The organism is Streptomyces sp. NPDC050564 (genome assembly GCF_044457265.1).
GTDB lineage: Bacteria > Actinomycetota > Actinomycetes > Streptomycetales > Streptomycetaceae > Streptomyces.
In genome coordinates this window covers 208,658-226,426 of record NZ_JBITGS010000014.1, presented here as the reverse complement: position 1 = coordinate 226,426, position 17,769 = coordinate 208,658, and the positions used below count along the sequence as shown (strand labels likewise).

Sequence of the window (17,769 nt, the reverse complement as noted above, 5' to 3'; positions counted from 1 at the left end):
GCCAACAACTAGCTGAAACAAGGGAGTTGAGGTTCATCAGAGAGTTCGGATACTCAGTGCGCGCTAGATCGGGCCATGCAAGCTGCAGTTGCTGTGTAGATAACGGCGATTGTGGCCACGAGAGGCACCGACTGCCCGTCAGAAGGCAGTACCAGAGCGGCTACTCCGGCCGCGCCGACGAAGGCGACGTTGAACAGGACGTCGTAAAGGGAGAAGATCCGGCCGCGGAAGCCGTCGTCGACGGATGACTGCACGATCGTGTCCGTGGCGATCTTCGCGCCTTGTGTGGTCAGGCCCAGGACGAAGGCGGCGACCAGCATCGGCGCGGGGGCGAAGGGGAGGCCGAGCGCCGGCTCCAGGATCGCGGCGGCGCCCGCGCATGTGACGATCCAGCCGCCGGGGCCGAGGCGCCCCACCGCCCAGGGCGTGACCACGGCCGCCACGAAGAAGCCCGCCCCGGAGATGGTCACGGCCAGCCCCAGCAGGGCGAGGCCACCGTCCGAGTCGGACGACCAGGCGTACCGGCAGAGCATCAGCACCATGACCAACAGGGCGCCGTAGCAGAAGCGCATCAGCGTCATCGACGCGAGTGCCCAGGCCGCTTCCCGGCGCCCGGGCTCGGCGAGATGGCGTACGCCCGCCGCTAGGCCGCGTGCCGTGCCGACGAGTGCTGTGGCAAGGCGCGACTCCACCAACTCCACGTCGGGGCCCAGCAGTTCCGGGGCGATGCGCAGGGAGGCGAGCGCCGCGCACAGATACAGGGCCGCTCCGAGGAGGACGACCGCCGCGTCGGAGTCCGAGGCGACCAGCCGTACGACGAATGCGAGACCGCCGCCTGTGGTCGCGGCGAGTGTCCCCGCGGTCGGCGACAGGGAGTTGGCCATCACCAGGCGTTCGGAGTCGACGACGCGCGGCAGTGCCGCCGACAGGCCCGCCAGGACGAAGCGGTTGACCGCGGTGACGCACAGGGCGGAGACGTAGAAGAGCCAGTCGGGGACATGGCTCAGCATCAGGACGGCCGTCACGCAGGCCAGCACCGCCCGCAGCAGATTGCCGTAGAGGAGGACCTGGCGGCGTCGCCAGCGGTCCAGCAGGACGCCGGCGAAGGGGCCGATGAGGGAGTAAGGGAGCAGGAGTACCGCCATCGCGGACGCGATCGAAGCCGCGGAGGTCTGCTTCTCCGGTGAGAAGACGACGTACGTGGCGAGCGCGACCTGATAGACGCCGTCGGCGCCCTGGGACAACAGCCGTACGCCGAGCAGGCGTCTGAAGCCCTGGAAGCGCAGAAGTACGCGCAGGTCACGCACGACAGCCATGGGGCACAGCCTCACATACGAGGAGGGTCCCCGGACGACATGCCCAGGGACCCTCAGCAGCACTCACAAAGATGTGCTTTAGCGCTCGACCTCGCCCTTGATGAACTTCTCGACGTTGGCGAAGGCCTCGTCGTCGAAGTACTGGACCGGCGGGGACTTCATGAAGTACGAGGACGCCGACAGGATCGGGCCGCCGATGCCGCGGTCCTTGGCGATCTTCGCGGCGCGCAGGGCGTCGATGATGACACCCGCGGAGTTCGGGGAGTCCCAGACCTCGAGCTTGTACTCCAGGTTCAGCGGGACATCACCGAAGGCACGGCCCTCGAGGCGGACGTACGCCCACTTGCGGTCGTCGAGCCACTGCACGTAGTCCGACGGGCCGATGTGGACGTTCTTCTCGCCCAGGTCGCGGTCGGGGATCTGCGAGGTGACGGCCTGCGTCTTCGAGATCTTCTTGGACTCGAGGCGGTCGCGCTCCAGCATGTTCTTGAAGTCCATGTTGCCGCCGACGTTGAGCTGCATGGTGCGCTCAAGACGGACACCGCGGTCCTCGAACAGCTTCGCCATCACACGGTGCGTGATGGTGGCGCCGACCTGCGACTTGATGTCGTCGCCGACGATCGGGACGCCCGCCTCGGTGAACTTGTCCGCCCACTCCTTGGTGCCGGCGATGAAGACCGGGAGGGCGTTGACGAAGGCGACCTTGGCGTCGATGGCGCACTGGGCGTAGAACTTCGCCGCGTCCTCGGAACCGACGGGCAGGTAGCAGACGAGGACGTCGACCTGCTTGTCCTTGAGGATCTGGACGACGTCGACCGGGGCCTCGGCGGACTCCTCGATGGTCATGCGGTAGTACTTACCGAGACCATCCAGGGTGTGGCCACGCTGGACCGTGACGCCCTTGTTCGGGACGTCGCAGATCTTGATGGTGTTGTTCTCGCTGGCACCGATGGCGTCGGAGAGGTCGAGGCCGACCTTCTTCGCGTCGACGTCGAAGGCGGCGACGAACTCGACGTCACCGACGTGGTAGTCGCCGAACTGGACGTGCATCAGACCGGGGACCTTGGTCGCCGGGTCGGCGTCCTTGTAGTACTCGACGCCCTGAACCAGCGAGGCGGCGCAGTTACCCACGCCGACGATGGCTACGCGAACCGAACCCATTCCGGTTGCTCCCTGTGTGTATCGGTGAAACCCCGAATGGGCCTCACGTGGCGGTGTCGTCGGACGGATCCGGCCGGGTGCTGTCCCGGTGCCGGGGCAGGCCGCCCGTCTCTCCAGATGTGTTGTCCTGCTGAGCGGAGCCTTCGGAGGCGGAACTCTTGACGTCCCGTCCCGCCCGCTCGCTCTCGATGAGCTCGTTCAGCCAGCGCACTTCGCGCTCCACGGACTCCATTCCGTGGCGCTGGAGCTCAAGCGTGTAGTCGTCGAGGCGCTCCCGGGTGCGCGCCAGGGAGGCGCGCATCTTCTCCAGGCGCTCCTCCAGCCGGCTGCGGCGGCCCTCCAGTACGCGCATGCGTACGTCGCGCGACGTCTGCCCGAAGAAGGCGAAGCGAGCGGCGAAGTGCTCGTCCTCGTAGGCGTCGGGGCCCGTCTGTGCGAGAAGTTCCTCGAAGTGGTCCTTACCTTCCGCCGTCAATCGATAGACGATCTTGGCGCGACGCCCCGCGAGCGTTGCCGTGAGTGCGTCTTCGGGTGTGGATCCTGATTCCTCGATCAACCAGCCGTTGGCGACCAGCGTCTTGAGGCAGGGGTAGAGCGTCCCGTAGCTGAATGCACGGAACACACCCAGTGACGTATTGAGTCGTTTGCGCAGCTCATAGCCGTGCATCGGGGACTCGCGGAGCAGTCCGAGTACGGCGAACTCGAGGATCCCGGAACGCCGGCTCATCGTCGCCTCCTCCCTGTCGCGGCCTCGTCGGCACGGTCTTTATGCCGTGCTGATGTATCGACTCGATACATCAGCACGATAGAACGGTCATCCGGATGCGACAAGAGGGGCCACGGTGAACGGCGTCACATCACCGATTCATACGAAGCGAGTTGCCTGATTTGCGGTGAACTTCGTCCCTAGGTGGGTTTTGGTGGTGCGTAGTCTGTGCGGCATGCACACCACCGGGAACCGAGTGACACCTGAGGGCGTCATCGTCTTTGGTGCAGTACGGGTGAATGCGCAAACGACCGCATCCGTACTTCGGGGGGACCGGAAACCAGCCGCCGTTTCCAGGCGCGCATGGGTGCGCCTGCCCGAGGAGTAATCGTTCGATGAGCGAGCACCGTCGCAAACTGCCGCAGCCGCAGGAAGGCGGACGTGCCGCGGCCCGACGCGGCCAGCCCGGCACGTCCTCCGGTCGCCGTGCGGCACCGCGAGGCGCCACCGAGTCTCCTTCCGGCTCCTATGGGTCGGGGGGTGAAGAGCGCCCGTACGGTGGCCGTGCCGAGGCCCGGCGGGCGGCACAGAGGAGTAGTGGCGGAGGCCGACGCAGAGCGGCCGACGGCGCGGGCCGAGGCGGCCCCGGAGGCGGTGGCGGCCGACGCGGTGGACCCGCGGGCCCGAACGGTCCGGGGCGCGGGAGAGGCCGTCCTTCCGGGCCCGTCAAGAAGCGCTTCATCGACTACCCGCGCGCGGGTAGGTACGGCGCGGCGCGCTGGGTCCCGTCCTGGAAGCTCGTGTCGGGACTGTGCATCGGCTTCTTCGGCAGTCTGGTCGCTGTGGCCGGTATCGCGTACGCGATGGTCTCGGTCCCGAAGGTCGCCGACACCGCCAGGGCACAGAACAACGTGTACTACTGGGCCGACGGCACCGAGATGGTCGCCACCGGTGGTGAGACCAACCGCCAGATCATCAACTACGACCAGATCCCCGAAGCGATGCGGTACGCCGTCATCTCGCAGGAGAACAAGACCTTCGAGACCGACAGCGGCATCGACCCGAAGGGCATCGCCCGAGCCCTCTTCAACATGGCCAAGGGCGGTCAGACGCAGGGCGGCTCGACCATCACCCAGCAGTACGTGAAGAACGCGATGCTGGACGACCAGTCGCAGACGGTCTCGCGGAAGTTCAAGGAGCTCTTCGTAGCGATAAAGGTCGGCGCCACGGTCAAGAAGGAAGACATCATGGCCGGCTACCTGAACTCCGCGTACTACGGTCGCGGGGCCTACGGTATCCAGGCAGCCGCGCGCGCGTACTTCAACAAGGACGCCGTCAAGCTGGACCCCAGCGAGTGCGCCTTCCTCGCGGCGATGCTCAAGGGCGCCACGTACTACGACCCGGCGGGTGCGGCGGAGTTCGACCCGGCTGCGGACGCCAAGTCCAACACGAAGCGGGCCACGGCCCAGTGGAATGACACCCTGGACAAGGAGGTCGAGTACGGCCACCTGAGCGCCTCGGTGCGGGCCAAGTACAAGGAACTCCCCAAGTGGCAGAACCCGCGCTCGAACACGCGGCTCAGCGGCCAGATCGGCTATCTCGTCGACCTCGCCAAGGGCTACATCATCAACAACACCGACATCACCGCCAACCAGCTCCAGCAGGGCGGCTACTCGATCCACACGACCTTCGACAAGAAGAAGGTCGATGCGCTCACGAAGGCCGTGGACAAGGTCCGCAAGGCCAACATCAAGCCCAAGCTACGCCCGAAGACGGACACCCACGTCCAGTTCGGCGGGGCCTCCGTCGACCCGGACACCGGGGCGATCCAGGCCATATATGGCGGTGAGGACGCGACCAAGCACTTCACCAACAACGCCGATCAGACCGGTGCTCAGGTGGGTTCGACGTTCAAGCCCTTCGTACTGGCAGCTGCCATGTCATGGGGTGCTCGTGATCCCAAGGGCGACCCGGTCCAGGCGCAGGACGAACGCACCATCGTCTCTCCGAAGAGCCTGTACAGCGGTAAGAACAAGCTCAAGATCCAGGACTACGACGGCACCGACTGGAAGGACGACAAGGGCAGGGAGTGGCTGCAGAAGAACGACGGTGAGCAGTCGTACAACCCGCCCAGCTACAAGATCGACCTGCGTGAGGCGATGCGGGAGTCCGTGAACTCCGCATATGTCCAGCTGGGCATGGATGTTGGCCTGGACAAGGTCAAGGAAGCCGTCCTGGACTCGGGCATCCTGAAGTCGAGCCTTGCCAGCGCGAACTATCCGTCATTCTCCCTGGGCACGTCTTCCCCGAGCGCGATCCGGATGGCCGGCGCATACGCCACGTTCGCGGCCAGTGGCAAGCAGCGCGATCCGTACTCGGTCGAGAAGATCACCGACAAGGACGGCACGGTCTTCCAGCACGCCGACATCGCGAAGACCAAGCGGGCCTTCACCGAGCAGGTCGCCGACAACGTCACGGACGTTCTGAAGACCGTGGTCGAGAAGGGAACCGGTACCAACGCCCAGCTGACCGGTCGTGAAGTGGCCGGTAAGACCGGTACCACCGACGGCAACAAGTCCGCCTGGTTCGTCGGATACACCCCTCAGCTGTCGACTGCGATCGGCATGTACCGCTTGGACGACGACGAGACCAAGAAGAACCGCGAGTTCCTGCAGATGTACGGCACGGGTGGCGAGAAGACCATCCACGGTGCCTCGTTCCCCTCCCAGATCTGGCGCGACTACATGGAACAGGCGCTCAAGGGGCAACCCGCGGAGAACTTCCAGACCCCCGAGCCGATCGGCCAGGTCCTCAACGACACCCCGAGCCCGAGCGTGACCCCCTCGCCCACCGAGAGTGCCACGGAGAGCGCGACGCCGACTCCGACGCCCAGTGAGACCGTGACGTCTCCCTCGCCGTCCACGAGTGAGACCTGCGGAAACTTCGGTTGGAACTGCAGCAACAACGGTGGTACCGACACCGGCGGCACTGATACCGGTGGAACGGACGGAGGGGTAACCGCCACACCGACGGAGACCACCAGCACCGGATCCACCAGAGGTAACGGCAACGGCAATGGAGGGATCTTCGGAGGGCCGACCGGATAGCCACCTCCGAGTGTGTTTCACGTGAAACGCACCGTTTCACGTGAAACAAGGGCCGCTGCACCGACCAGGTGCGGCGGCCCTCGGCGTATTCCTAGCTGCGTACGGCAGGATGTGCGGCATGCCCAGTGCAGAGACGACGCGAGTGAGCGTGCACGAGCCGGAGCTGGTACGGCCGACCAAGGAAGACGAGGTCGCCGCGAGCGGCAGCGAGCTGATCGGCGGCCCCATCGGGCGACGAGCCCTGCTCGGGACGTCGTGGTGGACGCCCGTGCGGGTCGTCGCGCTCGTCGCGATCGGCATGTTCGCCCTCGGCATGGTGCAGAAGCTGCCGTGCTACGACGGCGCCTGGTTCTTCGGCGCCAGCTCGCAGTACACACACGCGTGCTACTCCGACATCCCGCACCTCTACCAGGGACGCGGCTTCGCCGACGGTCTTGTGCCGTACTTCGACAAGATCCCCGGCGACATGGACTACCTCGAGTACCCGGTGCTGACCGGTGTGTTCATGGAGGTCGCAGCCTGGCTCACGCCGGGCAGCGGGAGCATCCAGGACCAGGAGCAGATCTACTGGATGGTCAACGCCGGGATGCTGATGGTGTGCGCGGCGGTCATCGCTGTGTGCACCGCGCGCACCCACCGTCGGCGGCCTTGGGACGGCCTCCTGGTCGCCCTCGCGCCCGCCTTCGCGCTCACGGCCACCATCAACTGGGATCTCCTCGCTGTGGTCCTGCTGGCCGCCGCCATGCTCATGTGGTCGCGGGGGCGGGCTCTGGCGTTCGGTGTGCTGATCGGGCTCGCCACGGCTGCCAAGTTCTACCCGTTCCTGGTGCTCGGACCGCTCTTCCTGCTGTGCTGGCGGGCCGGTAAGTGGCGTGAGTTCGGAATCGCGCTGCTCGGCACCGTCGGTGCCTGGCTCGCCGTGAACCTTCCGGTGATGTACTTCGCGCCCGAAGGCTGGGCGAAGTTCTACAGCTTCAGCCACGACCGCGGGGTCGACTTCGGGTCGGTGTTCCTGTTCATCTCGCAGTGGCTGAAGATCACGATCACCTTCGAGACGGCGAACAACTGGGCGCTGATCATGATGCTGCTCATCTGCGTGGGCCTCACCGCGCTCACGCTCACCGCCCCGCGCCGCCCCCGCTTCGCCCAGCTCGCCTTCCTGATCGTCGCGGCCTTCATCCTCACCAACAAGGTCTACTCGCCCCAGTACGTGCTGTGGCTGGTCCCTCTCGCCGCGCTGGCCCGGCCGCGCTGGCGGGACTTCCTGATCTGGCAGGCGTGCGAGGTCGCGTACTTCCTGGGCATCTGGATGTACCTCGCGTACACGACCAGCGGGGACGCCCACAAGGGCCTGCCGACCGACGGGTACCAAATCGCCATCGCCGTCCACCTGCTGGGGACGCTGTACCTGTGCGCCGTGGTCGTACGCGACATCTTCATGCCGGAGCGCGACATGGTGCGCCGAGCCGGTGACGACGATCCGTCGGGCGGCGTCCTGGACGGTGCGGAGGACGTCTTCGTGCTCGGTGCAGCGGCCCATCCACCGCGGCACGCGGCGCACTTCGACGGGCCGCAGGTCGAGTGGGGCAGCCGGAGCGCGGCAGCCGGAGACGGTTCGCCCTGAGCGAACAGGGCGTAGAGAAGGCGCACAAAAGGCCGTACACGGGTGTCCGTGTACGGCCTTTCTGCTGGGCTCGAGCTGGTCGAGCCCTGGGTTCAGCGTTCGACGATGCGATCGAACTGCGTGGTGGTGTGCCGTAGATGGGCCACCAACTCGTCGCCGACCCTCGGCTCCGTGGCGTCCGCGGGCACGAAGAGGATCGAGACCTGCATGTGCGGGGGCTCCGCGAACCAGCGCTGCTTGCCCGCCCAGACGAACGGCGAAAGGTTCCGGTTGACCGTCGCGAGGCCGGCGCGGGCGACGCCCTTGGCGCGCGGCATGACGCCGTGCAGCGCTTTCGGGGCCTCCAGGCCCACTCCGTGCGACGTACCGCCCGCCACGACGACCAGCCAGCCGTCGGAGGCGGCCTTCTGCTGCCGGTAGCCGAAGCGGTCGCCCTTGGAGACGCGAGTGACGTCCAGGACGGCCCCGCGGTACTCGGTCGCCTCGTGGTCCCCCAGCCACAGCCGCGTGCCGATGCGCGCGCGGAAGCGGGTCTGAGGGAACTGCTGCTGGAGACGGGCTAGTTCCTCGGCCTTGAGGTGGCTGACGAACATCGTGTGCAGCGGCAGGCGGGCGGCGCGCAGGCGGTCCATCCAGCCGATGACCTCCTCGACGGCGTCCGAGCCGTCGGTGCGGTCCAGCGGCAGATGGATGGCGAAGCCCTCCAGCCGGACGTTCTCTATGGCGGAGTGCAGGTGGGGCAGGTCGTGCTCGCTCACGCCGTGCCGCTTCATCGAGGACATCACCTCGATGACGACACGGGCCCCCACAAGGCCGTACACGCCGTCAACGGACGACACGGAGCGGATGACGCGGTCGGGCAGCGGCACGGGCTCCTCGCCCCGCCTGAACGGCGTCAGGACCAGTAGGTCGCCGCCGAACCAGTCCTTGATCCGGGCGGCTTCGTACGTGGTGCCGACGGCGAGGACGTCCGAGCCCAGGCGGGTGGCCTCGTCAGCGAGCCGCTCGTGGCCGAAGCCATAGCCGTTGCCCTTGCAGACGGGGACGAGCCCCGGAAACTGCTCGGACACGTGCTTGTGGTGTGCCCGCCAGCGCGCGGTGTCGACGTAGAGCGTGAGCGCCATGGCCGGTCCCGGAACCTTTCTCGTGGCTGCGGTGTATCAGGGTATGAAAGGAAATTGTGGCGGATCCGCCGGACCGACGGGGCGACGCCGGGCCGGATCAGCGGCTCGGCATGCGTTTCGGGCCGGCTCAGCGGCGCGACATGTAGATGTCGAGCGCCTTGTGGAGCAGCTTGTTCAGCGGGAAGTCCCACTCGCCGAGGTACTCGGCGGCCTGCCCGCCCGTGCCCACCTTGAACTGGATCAGGCCGAAGAGGTGGTCGGTCTCGTCCAGCGAGTCGGAGATGCCGCGCAGGTCATAGACGGTCGCACCCAGGGCATACGAGTCGCGCAGCATCCGCCACTGCATCGCGTTCGAGGGCCGGAACTCACGTCCAATGTTGTCCGAGGCGCCGTACGAGTACCAGACGTGCCCGCCGACGACCAGCATGGTCGCGGCGGACAGGTTCACACCGTCGCGCCGGGCGAAGTACAGCCGCATCCGGTTGGGGTCCTCGGTGTTGAGGGCCGTCCACATGCGCTGGAAGTACGACAGTGGGCGGGGCCGGAAGTGATCGCGGATCGCCGTGATCTCGTACAGCCGCTGCCATTCCTCGAGATCCTGGTAGCCGCCCTGGACGACCTCGACGCCCTCCTTTTCGGCCTTCTTGATGTTGCGGCGCCACAGCTGGTTGAAGTTCTTGTGGACCTCTTCCAGGGAGCGGTTGGCCAGCGGCACCTGGAAGACGTAGCGGGGCTGTACATCGCCGAAGCCGGCGCCGCCGTCCTCGCCCTGCTGCCAGCCCATGCGGCGCAGCTTGTCGGCGACCTCGAAGGCGCGCGGCTCGATGAAGTCCGCCTCGATGTCGCGCAGGCGCTTGACGTCCGGGTTCTGGATGCCGCCCTTGATGGACGCGGCTTCCCAGCGCCGGATGATCACCGGCGGACCCATCTTCACGGAGAAGGCACCCTGCTGCTTGAGGTGCGCGAGCATCGGCTGGAGCCAGTCGTCGAGGTTCGGCGCGTACCAGTTGATGACCGGGCCCTCGGGCAGATAGGCGAGGTAGCGCTTGATCTTGGGCAGCTGGCGGTACAGCACCAGGCCCGCGCCGACCATCTCGCCGGTCCTGTCGTCGAACCAGCCGAGGTTCTCGGAGCGCCATTCCGCCTTGACGTCTGCCCAGGCCGGGACCTGCATGTGGCTCGCCGCGGGCAGGCTCTGGATGTACGCCAGATGCTGCTCTCGACTGATGGTCCTCAGGGTCAGGCTCATTCGGGGCGCTCCTCGGGCTGGTGTGTCCCCATGGGTACAGGGGCTCCGGCTCTCGCGCCGAAGCCTACTGCGCCCTGGGAGCGCCTCGAATGGCCGTATGGAACCTGCGCCCTGGGGACGGATGAAGAAGAGTCCCGGGGGCAGAGGAAATCGGGCGTTCGGATTAGAAGAGGCCGCCGAAGAGACCCCCATGCGCCATGCCGAGGAAGAAGCCGATGGCCGACGCACCGAGCCCGAGGATCAGCCCGAAGCGCTCCCGCGTCGTCACGGAGATGAACTGTCCGTACGCGCCGGTCAGGATTCCGATCAGCCCGGCCCAAGAGGTGAGCAGGTGCAGGTTGTGGAACATCGCCGTGACGAAGGCCGTGATCCCGAGCACCAGGGTCACCGCGAGCAAGGTGTCCTGGAGCGGATGGGCCTTGCCATCCGTGGCGAAGAGAGAGCCGGTCGTGTTGGGTCGCAATACCTGTGCCATGTGGCACCTCCTGCGGAAGGCGGCGCATCGTAGCGCCATACACACCCGATGTGTACAGATTGACGGTCAACCCGGTTGGATTTCAACCGGAAGCGGGTGTGCAGGTAGTCTGTAGCGTCTGCACCGGTGTCTGCCCAGGCCAAGGCCAGGTCACGACAGGGATTCCCGCTCGGTCCACCGACGGGGAGCCCGATTGTCAGTGGCGGCCGATACCGTTGCGTACGCATCACAACCCTCCTGCCACGGAACGACCGTGGCCGCTGAGTCCAAAGGAGGTGGGTTCCACATGCGTCACTACGAGGTGATGGTCATCCTCGACCCCGATCTCGAGGAGCGCGCTGTCGCCCCCCTGATCGAGAACTTCCTCGCCGTCGTCCGTGAGGGCAACGGAAAGGTCGAGAAGGTCGACACCTGGGGCCGTCGTCGTCTCTCGTACGAGATCAAGAAGAAGCCCGAGGGCATCTACTCGGTCATCGACCTGCAGGCCGAGCCTGCGGTCGTCAAGGAGCTCGACCGCCAGATGAACCTGAACGAGTCGGTCCTCCGGACCAAGGTCCTCCGTCCCGAGACCCACTGAGCTCTCCAGCTCAGCTGATCTCGGGCATCGAGTAGCAGCACTAGCAGCCAGCAGCAAACCCGCCGAGAGGTTCCCCCATGGCAGGCGAGACCGTCATCACGGTCGTCGGCAATCTTGTCGACGACCCCGAGCTGCGCTTCACCCCTTCCGGTGCGGCGGTCGCGAAGTTCCGTGTCGCGTCCACTCCCCGCACCTTCGACCGTCAGACCAATGAGTGGAAGGACGGCGAGAGCCTGTTCCTGACCTGCTCGGTCTGGCGTCAGGCGGCGGAGAACGTCGCGGAATCGCTCCAGCGAGGCATGCGCGTCATCGTGCAGGGCCGGCTGAAGCAGCGGTCCTACGAGGACCGTGAGGGCGTCAAGCGCACGGTCTATGAGCTGGACGTCGAGGAAGTCGGCGCCAGCCTGAAGAACGCCACGGCCAAGGTCACCAAGACCACGGGTCGAGGCGGCCAGGGTGGTTACGGCGGCGGCGGTGGTGGTGGCGGCCAGCAGGGCGGCGGCTGGGGCGGAGGCTCCGGCGGCGGTCAGCAGCAGGGTGGCGGCGCTCCCGCCGACGACCCCTGGGCGACCAGCGCCCCTGCCGGTGGCAACCAGGGCGGCGGCGGTGGCGGCGGCGGCTGGGGCGGAAGCTCCGGCGGCTCCGGCGGCGGCTACTCGGACGAGCCCCCCTTCTAGGCCCCCGGGCCGAGGGTGGGTCGTACCCTCACTTCTTGATCACACAGGAGATACACCATGGCGAAGCCGCCTGTGCGCAAGCCGAAGAAGAAGGTCTGCGCTTTCTGCAAGGACAAGGTCACGTACGTGGACTACAAGGACACGAACATGCTGCGGAAGTTCATTTCCGACCGCGGCAAGATCCGTGCCCGCCGCGTGACCGGCAACTGCACGCAGCACCAGCGTGACGTCGCCACGGCCGTGAAGAACAGCCGTGAGATGGCGCTGCTGCCCTACACCTCCACCGCGCGATAAGGGAAGGGTGACCGACACATGAAGATCATCCTCACCCACGAGGTCTCCGGCCTCGGTGCCGCGGGCGACGTCGTCGACGTCAAGGACGGTTACGCTCGCAACTACCTGATCCCGCGGAACTTCGCGATCCGCTGGACCAAGGGCGGCGAGAAGGACGTCGAGCAGATTCGTCGTGCTCGCAAGATCCACGAGATCGCCACCATCGAGCAGGCCAACGAGATCAAGGCCCGCCTCGAGGGCGTCAAGGTTCGCCTGGCCGTTCGCTCCGGCGACGCCGGTCGTCTCTTCGGTTCCGTCACCCCGGCCGACATCGCCTCGGCGATCAAGGCTTCCGGTGGCCCCGAGGTCGACAAGCGCCGCATCGAGCTGGGCGCGCCGATCAAGACCCTGGGCGCCCACGAGACGTCCGTGCGTCTGCACCCCGAGGTTGCCGCCAAGGTCAACATCGAGGTTGTTGCTGCCTGAGTGCAGCGCTCGGCATAGCTGAGAGAAGGGCCGCACCCCTCGGGGTGTGGCCCTTCGGCGTTTCGTGAGCTGAGGCTGCGTCTCACACGTATACCGGTGCTCGCGGTTTCACGTGAAACGGGGGTTTCACGTGAAACGGTCAGCGCGTCGCGCCCGTGACGATCCAGCGCCCCGAGCGAGAACGCAGCCAGAGGGTCATCATCCGGATCGTCATCATCAGCGTCATCGCACTCCAGAGCGCGGTAAGACCGCCTCCGAGTGCCGGGACGAGCAGCGCGACGGGAGCGAAGGCCACCAGGGTGAACAGCATGGCCCACGCCAGGTATGGCCCGTCCCCCGCTCCCATCAGTACTCCGTCCAGGACGAAGACGATGCCGCAGAGCGGTTGTGAGACGGCCACCATCAGCAGGGCGGGCAGCGCAGCGTCTCGCACGATCGAATCGCTGCTGAAGAGGGGCAGGAAGAGGGGGCGAGCGGCGATGACCAGCATGCCGAGCACGACCCCGGTGGCTATGCCCCACTGCACCATGCGCCGACAGGCCTCGCGGGCGCCTTCGACATCGTCCGCGCCGAGACACCGCCCGATGATGGCTTGCCCCGCGATGGCGATCGCGTCGAGTGCGAAGGCGAGCAGGCTCCACAGCGAGAGGACGATCTGGTGCGCTGCCATCTCGGCGTCCCCGAGCCGGGCGGCGACCGCGGTGGCGATCATGAGAATGGCCCGCAGTGACAGCGTACGCACGAGCAGAGGAGCGCCGGCCTGGGCGCAGGCCCGTATCCCGTCGACATCCGGCCGCAGCGAGGCACCGTGCTTCCGCGCTCCGAGGACGACGACGTACAGATAGACGGCCGCCATGCCGCACTGGGCGATGACGGTACCCCAGGCGGAGCCTGCGATGCCCAGGTCGGCACCGTAGACGAGGCCCGCGTTGAGGGCGGCGTTGGCGACGAAGCCCCCTATGGCCACGTAGAGCGGGGTCTTCGTGTCCTGCAGTCCGCGCAGGACACCGGTGGCGGCGAGCACGACGAGCATGGCAGGGATGCCGAGCGTCGAGATCCGGAGATAGGTGGTGGCGTACGGGGCGGCGGTGTCAGAGGCGCCGAACAGCTCCATGAGACTGGGCGCCGTCGGCAGGACGACGGCTATGACGGCTGCGCCGATCAGCACGGCAAGCCAGATGCCGTCCATGCCCTGGCGAATTGCGGCCCGCAGATCGCCTGCGCCGACACGGCGGGCGACGGCGGCCGTGGTGGCGTAGGCGAGAAAGACGAAGACGCCGACGGCGGTCATGAGGAGCGCCGAGGCGACGCCGAGGCCGGCCAGCTGTGCGGTGCCGAGATGGCCGACGATGGCGCTGTCGGCCATCACGAAGAGAGGCTCGGCAACGAGTGCGCCGAAGGCCGGAACAGCCAGCGCGACGATCTCTCGGTCGTGCCGGCGGCGGGTGGCCCTGGGTGCCACGGGAGCCTGTGTCATGAGCACCAATCTAATCTTCCACAGGTAAGAGATGCAATGCCGAAAGGACCCTTACTCGCTCGCCGGCAAGGCGTGCCCCCGCGCACTGTTTGCAGCGATCTTGGCCCGACTGGGAAAGTTTTTCTTCTGCACAGCCGGTGGATGGGAAAGTAGCAGGTCAGAGCGGGTTCATCGCAGGGGTTGAGGGCTTGTTCACAGGGCTGTCCACCGGGTCGTGCACAGGTTTTGTGGGGTTCTCCACAGCATCCGGGCCGTCGTCCACATGGCCTGTGGATAACCAGATTGGCTGACGGTGCCCGCGGCCCTAACGTGGTGCGGCGCCCGCTCTCTCCTCCGTCCTCGGAAACCTGGCAAAACCAACGCGTCAGAACCGGAGTTGGGCATCTCAGTTGTCAGTGCCGTGCCGTAGAAATGAGAGGCACGGTTAGGTCCGCTCTGCGGACGGGAGGAGGTGGCTCGGTGAGTATTTCCGAGCCCTTGGACGACCCCTGGGCCGACAGCGGTCCCAGTGATCGTCTGCCCTCTTCCCGCCAGCACAGCAACGGTGGCCGCGGCCGAGACGAGCAGCACGACCGCGACCGGGACAGTGGCTCGTGGGAGGGCGGAGGTTCGTCCTTCGAACGTGTACCGCCTCAGGATCTGGACGCCGAGCAGTCCGTCCTCGGCGGCATGCTTCTGTCCAAGGACGCCATCGCCGATGTCGTCGAGGTCCTCAAGGGGCACGACTTCTACCGGCCTGCGCACGAGACCATCTACGGGGCGATCCTCGACCTGTACGCCAAGGGCGAGCCGGCCGACCCCATCACGGTCGCGGCCGAGCTCACCAAGCGCGGCGAGATCACGAAGGTCGGCGGCGTACCGTATCTCCACACCCTGGTACAGACGGTCCCGACCGCGGCGAACGCCGAGTACTACGCGGAGATCGTGCACGAACGGGCGGTCCTGCGCCGCCTGGTCGAGGCGGGCACGCGCATCACCCAGATGGGATACGCGGCCGACGGCGACGTCGACGAGATCGTCAACAGCGCCCAGGCCGAGATCTATGCGGTCACCGAGCAGCGCACCACCGAGGACTATCTGCCGCTCGGCGACATCATGGAGGGCGCTCTCGACGAGATCGAGGCGATCGGTTCGCGTTCGGGGGAGATGACCGGCGTGCCGACCGGTTTCACCGACCTCGACTCGCTCACCAACGGTCTGCACCCGGGCCAGATGATCATCATCGCGGCTCGTCCCGCCATGGGTAAGTCGACGCTGGCCCTGGACTTCGCGCGGGCCTGCTCGATCAAGCACAACATGCCCAGCGTGATCTTCTCGCTCGAAATGGGCCGCAACGAGATCGCGATGCGTCTGCTGTCGGCCGAGGCCCGAGTGGCCCTGCACCACATGAGGTCCGGCACGATGACCGACGAGGACTGGACCCGGCTCGCGCGCCGTATGCCCGATGTCTCGGCCGCCCCGCTCTACATCGACGATTCCCCGAACCTGTCGATGATGGAGATTCGCGCCAAGTGCCGCCGCCTCAAGCAGCGTAGCGATCTGAAGCTCGTGGTCATCGACTATCTGCAGCTGATGCAGTCGGGCGGCAAGCGGTCCGAGAGCCGCCAGCAGGAAGTCTCCGACATGTCGCGAAACCTCAAACTGCTGGCCAAGGAGCTGGAGCTGCCGGTGATCGCGCTGTCACAGCTCAACCGTGGTCCCGAGCAGCGTACGGACAAGAAGCCCATGGTCTCCGACCTGCGTGAGTCCGGATCGATCGAGCAGGACGCGGACATGGTGATCCTGCTGCACCGCGAGGATGCGTACGAGAAGGAGTCACCGCGCGCGGGCGAGGCGGACATCATCGTCGGCAAGCACCGTAACGGCCCGACGGCCACGATCACGGTGGCTTTCCAGGGCCACTACTCGCGCTTCGTGGACATGGCACAGACCTGATCCGACGCCCTGCGGCGCCGGCCCCGGGTTAATGCGCTCGACGTGTGGTGCCGGGCCGGGTGGACTGGTGCCATGACGACACCTCAGGATGATCTGCTTCCCGCCACGCGCCGGGCTCTGCTGCACCGTATCGCCGTCGCACAGACCCAGGGTCGGGCGCCGTCGCTGGTCGCGGCCGTCGTCCGGGGCGGGGAGACGGTGTGGAACGGGGCACGGACCTCGGTGGACGGGCACGGGCCCGACGAGAACGTGCAGTACCGGATCGGCTCCATTACCAAGACCTTCACCGCTGTACTCGTACTGCGGTTGCGTGACGAGGGCGTGCTGGGCCTCGGCGACCCGCTGGAGAAGCATCTTCCGGGTACCGGCGCGGGGGAGGTCACCATCGCCGAACTGCTCGCGCACACCGGCGGTTTGGCGGCCGAGTCGCCCGCGCCCTGGTGGGAGCGCACGCCGGGCTCGCTCCGCCCCGAACTGTCCGACGTCCTGGGCGAGCAGCCCTTCCGGCACCCGGTAGGGCGCCGACACCACTACTCGAACCCCGGCTACACGCTCTTGGGCGCGCTGGTCGAGGAGTTGCGGGGCGCTCCCTGGGAGCAGGTGCTGCGGCGCGAGGTGCTCGAGCCGCTGGGTCTGCAGCGTACGAGCGGTCGCCCGCAGGCACCGCACGCGGGAGGCTGGGCCGTTCACCCCTGGGCGGACGTGATGATGCCCGAACCCGTCCAGGACCTGGGCCGGATGGCTCCAGCCGGACAACTGTGGTCCACCACCGCTGACTTGGCGCGCTTCGCCGTCTTCCTGACCCAGGGGGACGACCGAGTGCTGAGCGCGGAGTCCGTACGGGAGATGCGTACGCCTGCCGCGCCGTCCGAGGCGGCGGAGCTGGCCGCCGGTGCCGCCTACGGCCTCGGCGTGCAGATCCTGCACCGAGACGGCCGGTCACTCGTCGGACACTCCGGTTCCCTGCCGGGATTCCTGGCCGGCCTGGTGATCGGTATGGAGGACGACGTGGCGGCGGTCGTGCTGTCCAACTGCACCTCTGGCCCGCCCGCGCTGACCGTCGCCGCCGATCTCGTACGGATCGTGGCGGAGGCCGAGCCGAGGATCCCCGAACCCTGGCGCCCTATGACCGAAGTCGATGGTTCTGTACTGGAGTTGGTCGGGCAGTGGTATTGGGGGACTCAGGCGTTCGGGTTGCGGTTGGCGGCCGGTGGGGACGTCGCGTTGGAGCCGCTGTCCGGCATCGGTCGGCGCGCCCGGTTCCGGGTGAACGGTGACGGGACATGGACGGGGCTCGACGGCTACTACGCGGGTGAGCTGCTGCGGGCCGTACGGCGCCCGGACGGCTCTGTGAGCCATCTCGACCTCGGGTCCTTCGTCTTCACGCGGCAGCCCTACGACGAGGGGGCTCCTGTGCCGGGTGGGGTGGACCCCGAGGGCTGGCGGGGGATCCAGTAGACGGCTAGACGACGCCATGGTGAGGGGGGGGGGGGTTTGTGGGGTAAAAAACACCCCCCCCCCACCCCCGGGGCCCCCCCCCACAGCCCCCCCCTGTAAAAAACCAAGGGGGCTGGGGAGGCCG

General features: G+C 67.0%; 15 protein-coding genes. 8 read left to right on the top strand and 7 right to left on the bottom strand.

All coding sequences use genetic code 11. From position 1 onward, the window contains the following. Positions 1-53 precede the first annotated feature (53 nt). From ACIBK0_RS23550 to ACIBK0_RS23540, 3 genes are all read right to left on the bottom strand, one after another. Entirely contained in the window at positions 54-1,316 is a 1,263-nt protein-coding gene (locus tag ACIBK0_RS23550) for an MFS transporter (protein WP_399083158.1), read from the bottom strand. Positions 1,317-1,394: 78 nt separating this feature from the next. Further along, positions 1,395-2,477 (bottom strand): inositol-3-phosphate synthase, encoded by a 1,083-nt coding sequence (locus ACIBK0_RS23545; RefSeq protein ID WP_399083155.1) that lies wholly within the window; start codon positions 2,475-2,477, stop codon positions 1,395-1,397. A 43-nt stretch (positions 2,478-2,520) separates the two neighbouring features. After that, the gene (locus tag ACIBK0_RS23540; protein ID WP_399083152.1) at positions 2,521-3,204 is read right to left on the bottom strand and encodes a helix-turn-helix transcriptional regulator; all 684 of its coding nucleotides are present in this window, start codon (positions 3,202-3,204) and stop codon (positions 2,521-2,523) included. Between the two features lie 374 nt (positions 3,205-3,578). Between ACIBK0_RS23540 and ACIBK0_RS23535 the strand changes: the two genes are divergently transcribed. Together ACIBK0_RS23535 and ACIBK0_RS23530 are read left to right on the top strand one after the other, a co-directional pair. Continuing rightward, the gene (locus tag ACIBK0_RS23535; protein WP_399083149.1) at positions 3,579-6,290 is read left to right on the top strand and encodes a transglycosylase domain-containing protein; all 2,712 of its coding nucleotides are present in this window, start codon (positions 3,579-3,581) and stop codon (positions 6,288-6,290) included. 118 nt (positions 6,291-6,408) lie between these two features. Continuing rightward, entirely contained in the window at positions 6,409-7,914 is a 1,506-nt protein-coding gene (locus ACIBK0_RS23530; protein ID WP_399083146.1) for a glycosyltransferase family 87 protein, read from the top strand. Between the two features lie 92 nt (positions 7,915-8,006). Here the strand turns inward: ACIBK0_RS23530 and ACIBK0_RS23525 are convergent, their stop codons facing one another. From ACIBK0_RS23525 to ACIBK0_RS23515, 3 genes are all read right to left on the bottom strand, one after another. After that, positions 8,007-9,038: an alanine racemase gene (locus tag ACIBK0_RS23525; protein WP_399083143.1), complete on the bottom strand. Its 1,032-nt coding sequence runs from the start codon at positions 9,036-9,038 to the stop codon at positions 8,007-8,009. Positions 9,039-9,165: 127 nt separating this feature from the next. Then, on the bottom strand, positions 9,166-10,287 hold the full coding sequence (gene femX, locus ACIBK0_RS23520; protein ID WP_399083140.1) for a peptidoglycan bridge formation glycyltransferase FemX: 1,122 nt from the start codon (positions 10,285-10,287) through the stop codon (positions 9,166-9,168). Positions 10,288-10,450: 163 nt separating this feature from the next. Further along, positions 10,451-10,762 (bottom strand): hypothetical protein, encoded by a 312-nt coding sequence (locus tag ACIBK0_RS23515; RefSeq protein WP_399083137.1) that lies wholly within the window; start codon positions 10,760-10,762, stop codon positions 10,451-10,453. Positions 10,763-11,048: 286 nt separating this feature from the next. Here ACIBK0_RS23515 and rpsF point away from each other — a divergent pair, with 286 nt between their 5' ends. From rpsF to rplI, 4 genes are all read left to right on the top strand, one after another. Further along, positions 11,049-11,339, top strand: a complete 291-nt coding sequence (rpsF, locus tag ACIBK0_RS23510) for a 30S ribosomal protein S6 (protein WP_399083134.1) — start codon at positions 11,049-11,051, stop codon at positions 11,337-11,339. A gap of 77 nt (positions 11,340-11,416) precedes the next feature. Then, positions 11,417-12,016 (top strand): single-stranded DNA-binding protein, encoded by a 600-nt coding sequence (locus ACIBK0_RS23505; protein ID WP_399083131.1) that lies wholly within the window; start codon positions 11,417-11,419, stop codon positions 12,014-12,016. Between the two features lie 57 nt (positions 12,017-12,073). Further along, positions 12,074-12,310, top strand: coding sequence for a 30S ribosomal protein S18 (rpsR, locus tag ACIBK0_RS23500; RefSeq protein WP_003949403.1), 237 nt, complete (start codon positions 12,074-12,076; stop codon positions 12,308-12,310). 18 nt (positions 12,311-12,328) lie between these two features. Beyond that, positions 12,329-12,775, top strand: a complete 447-nt coding sequence (gene rplI, locus ACIBK0_RS23495; protein WP_189187153.1) for a 50S ribosomal protein L9 — start codon at positions 12,329-12,331, stop codon at positions 12,773-12,775. A 139-nt stretch (positions 12,776-12,914) separates the two neighbouring features. Here the strand turns inward: rplI and ACIBK0_RS23490 are convergent, their stop codons facing one another. After that, positions 12,915-14,261: an MATE family efflux transporter gene (locus ACIBK0_RS23490; RefSeq protein WP_399083127.1), complete on the bottom strand. Its 1,347-nt coding sequence runs from the start codon at positions 14,259-14,261 to the stop codon at positions 12,915-12,917. Positions 14,262-14,711: 450 nt separating this feature from the next. Between ACIBK0_RS23490 and dnaB the strand changes: the two genes are divergently transcribed. Both dnaB and ACIBK0_RS23480 read left to right on the top strand, forming a co-directional pair. Then, on the top strand, positions 14,712-16,187 hold the full coding sequence (gene dnaB, locus ACIBK0_RS23485) for a replicative DNA helicase (RefSeq protein ID WP_399083124.1): 1,476 nt from the start codon (positions 14,712-14,714) through the stop codon (positions 16,185-16,187). Positions 16,188-16,259: 72 nt separating this feature from the next. Beyond that, complete coding sequence (locus ACIBK0_RS23480; RefSeq protein WP_399083121.1) at positions 16,260-17,645, top strand: serine hydrolase domain-containing protein; 1,386 nt, start codon at positions 16,260-16,262, stop codon at positions 17,643-17,645. The last annotated feature ends 124 nt before the right edge of the window (positions 17,646-17,769 follow it).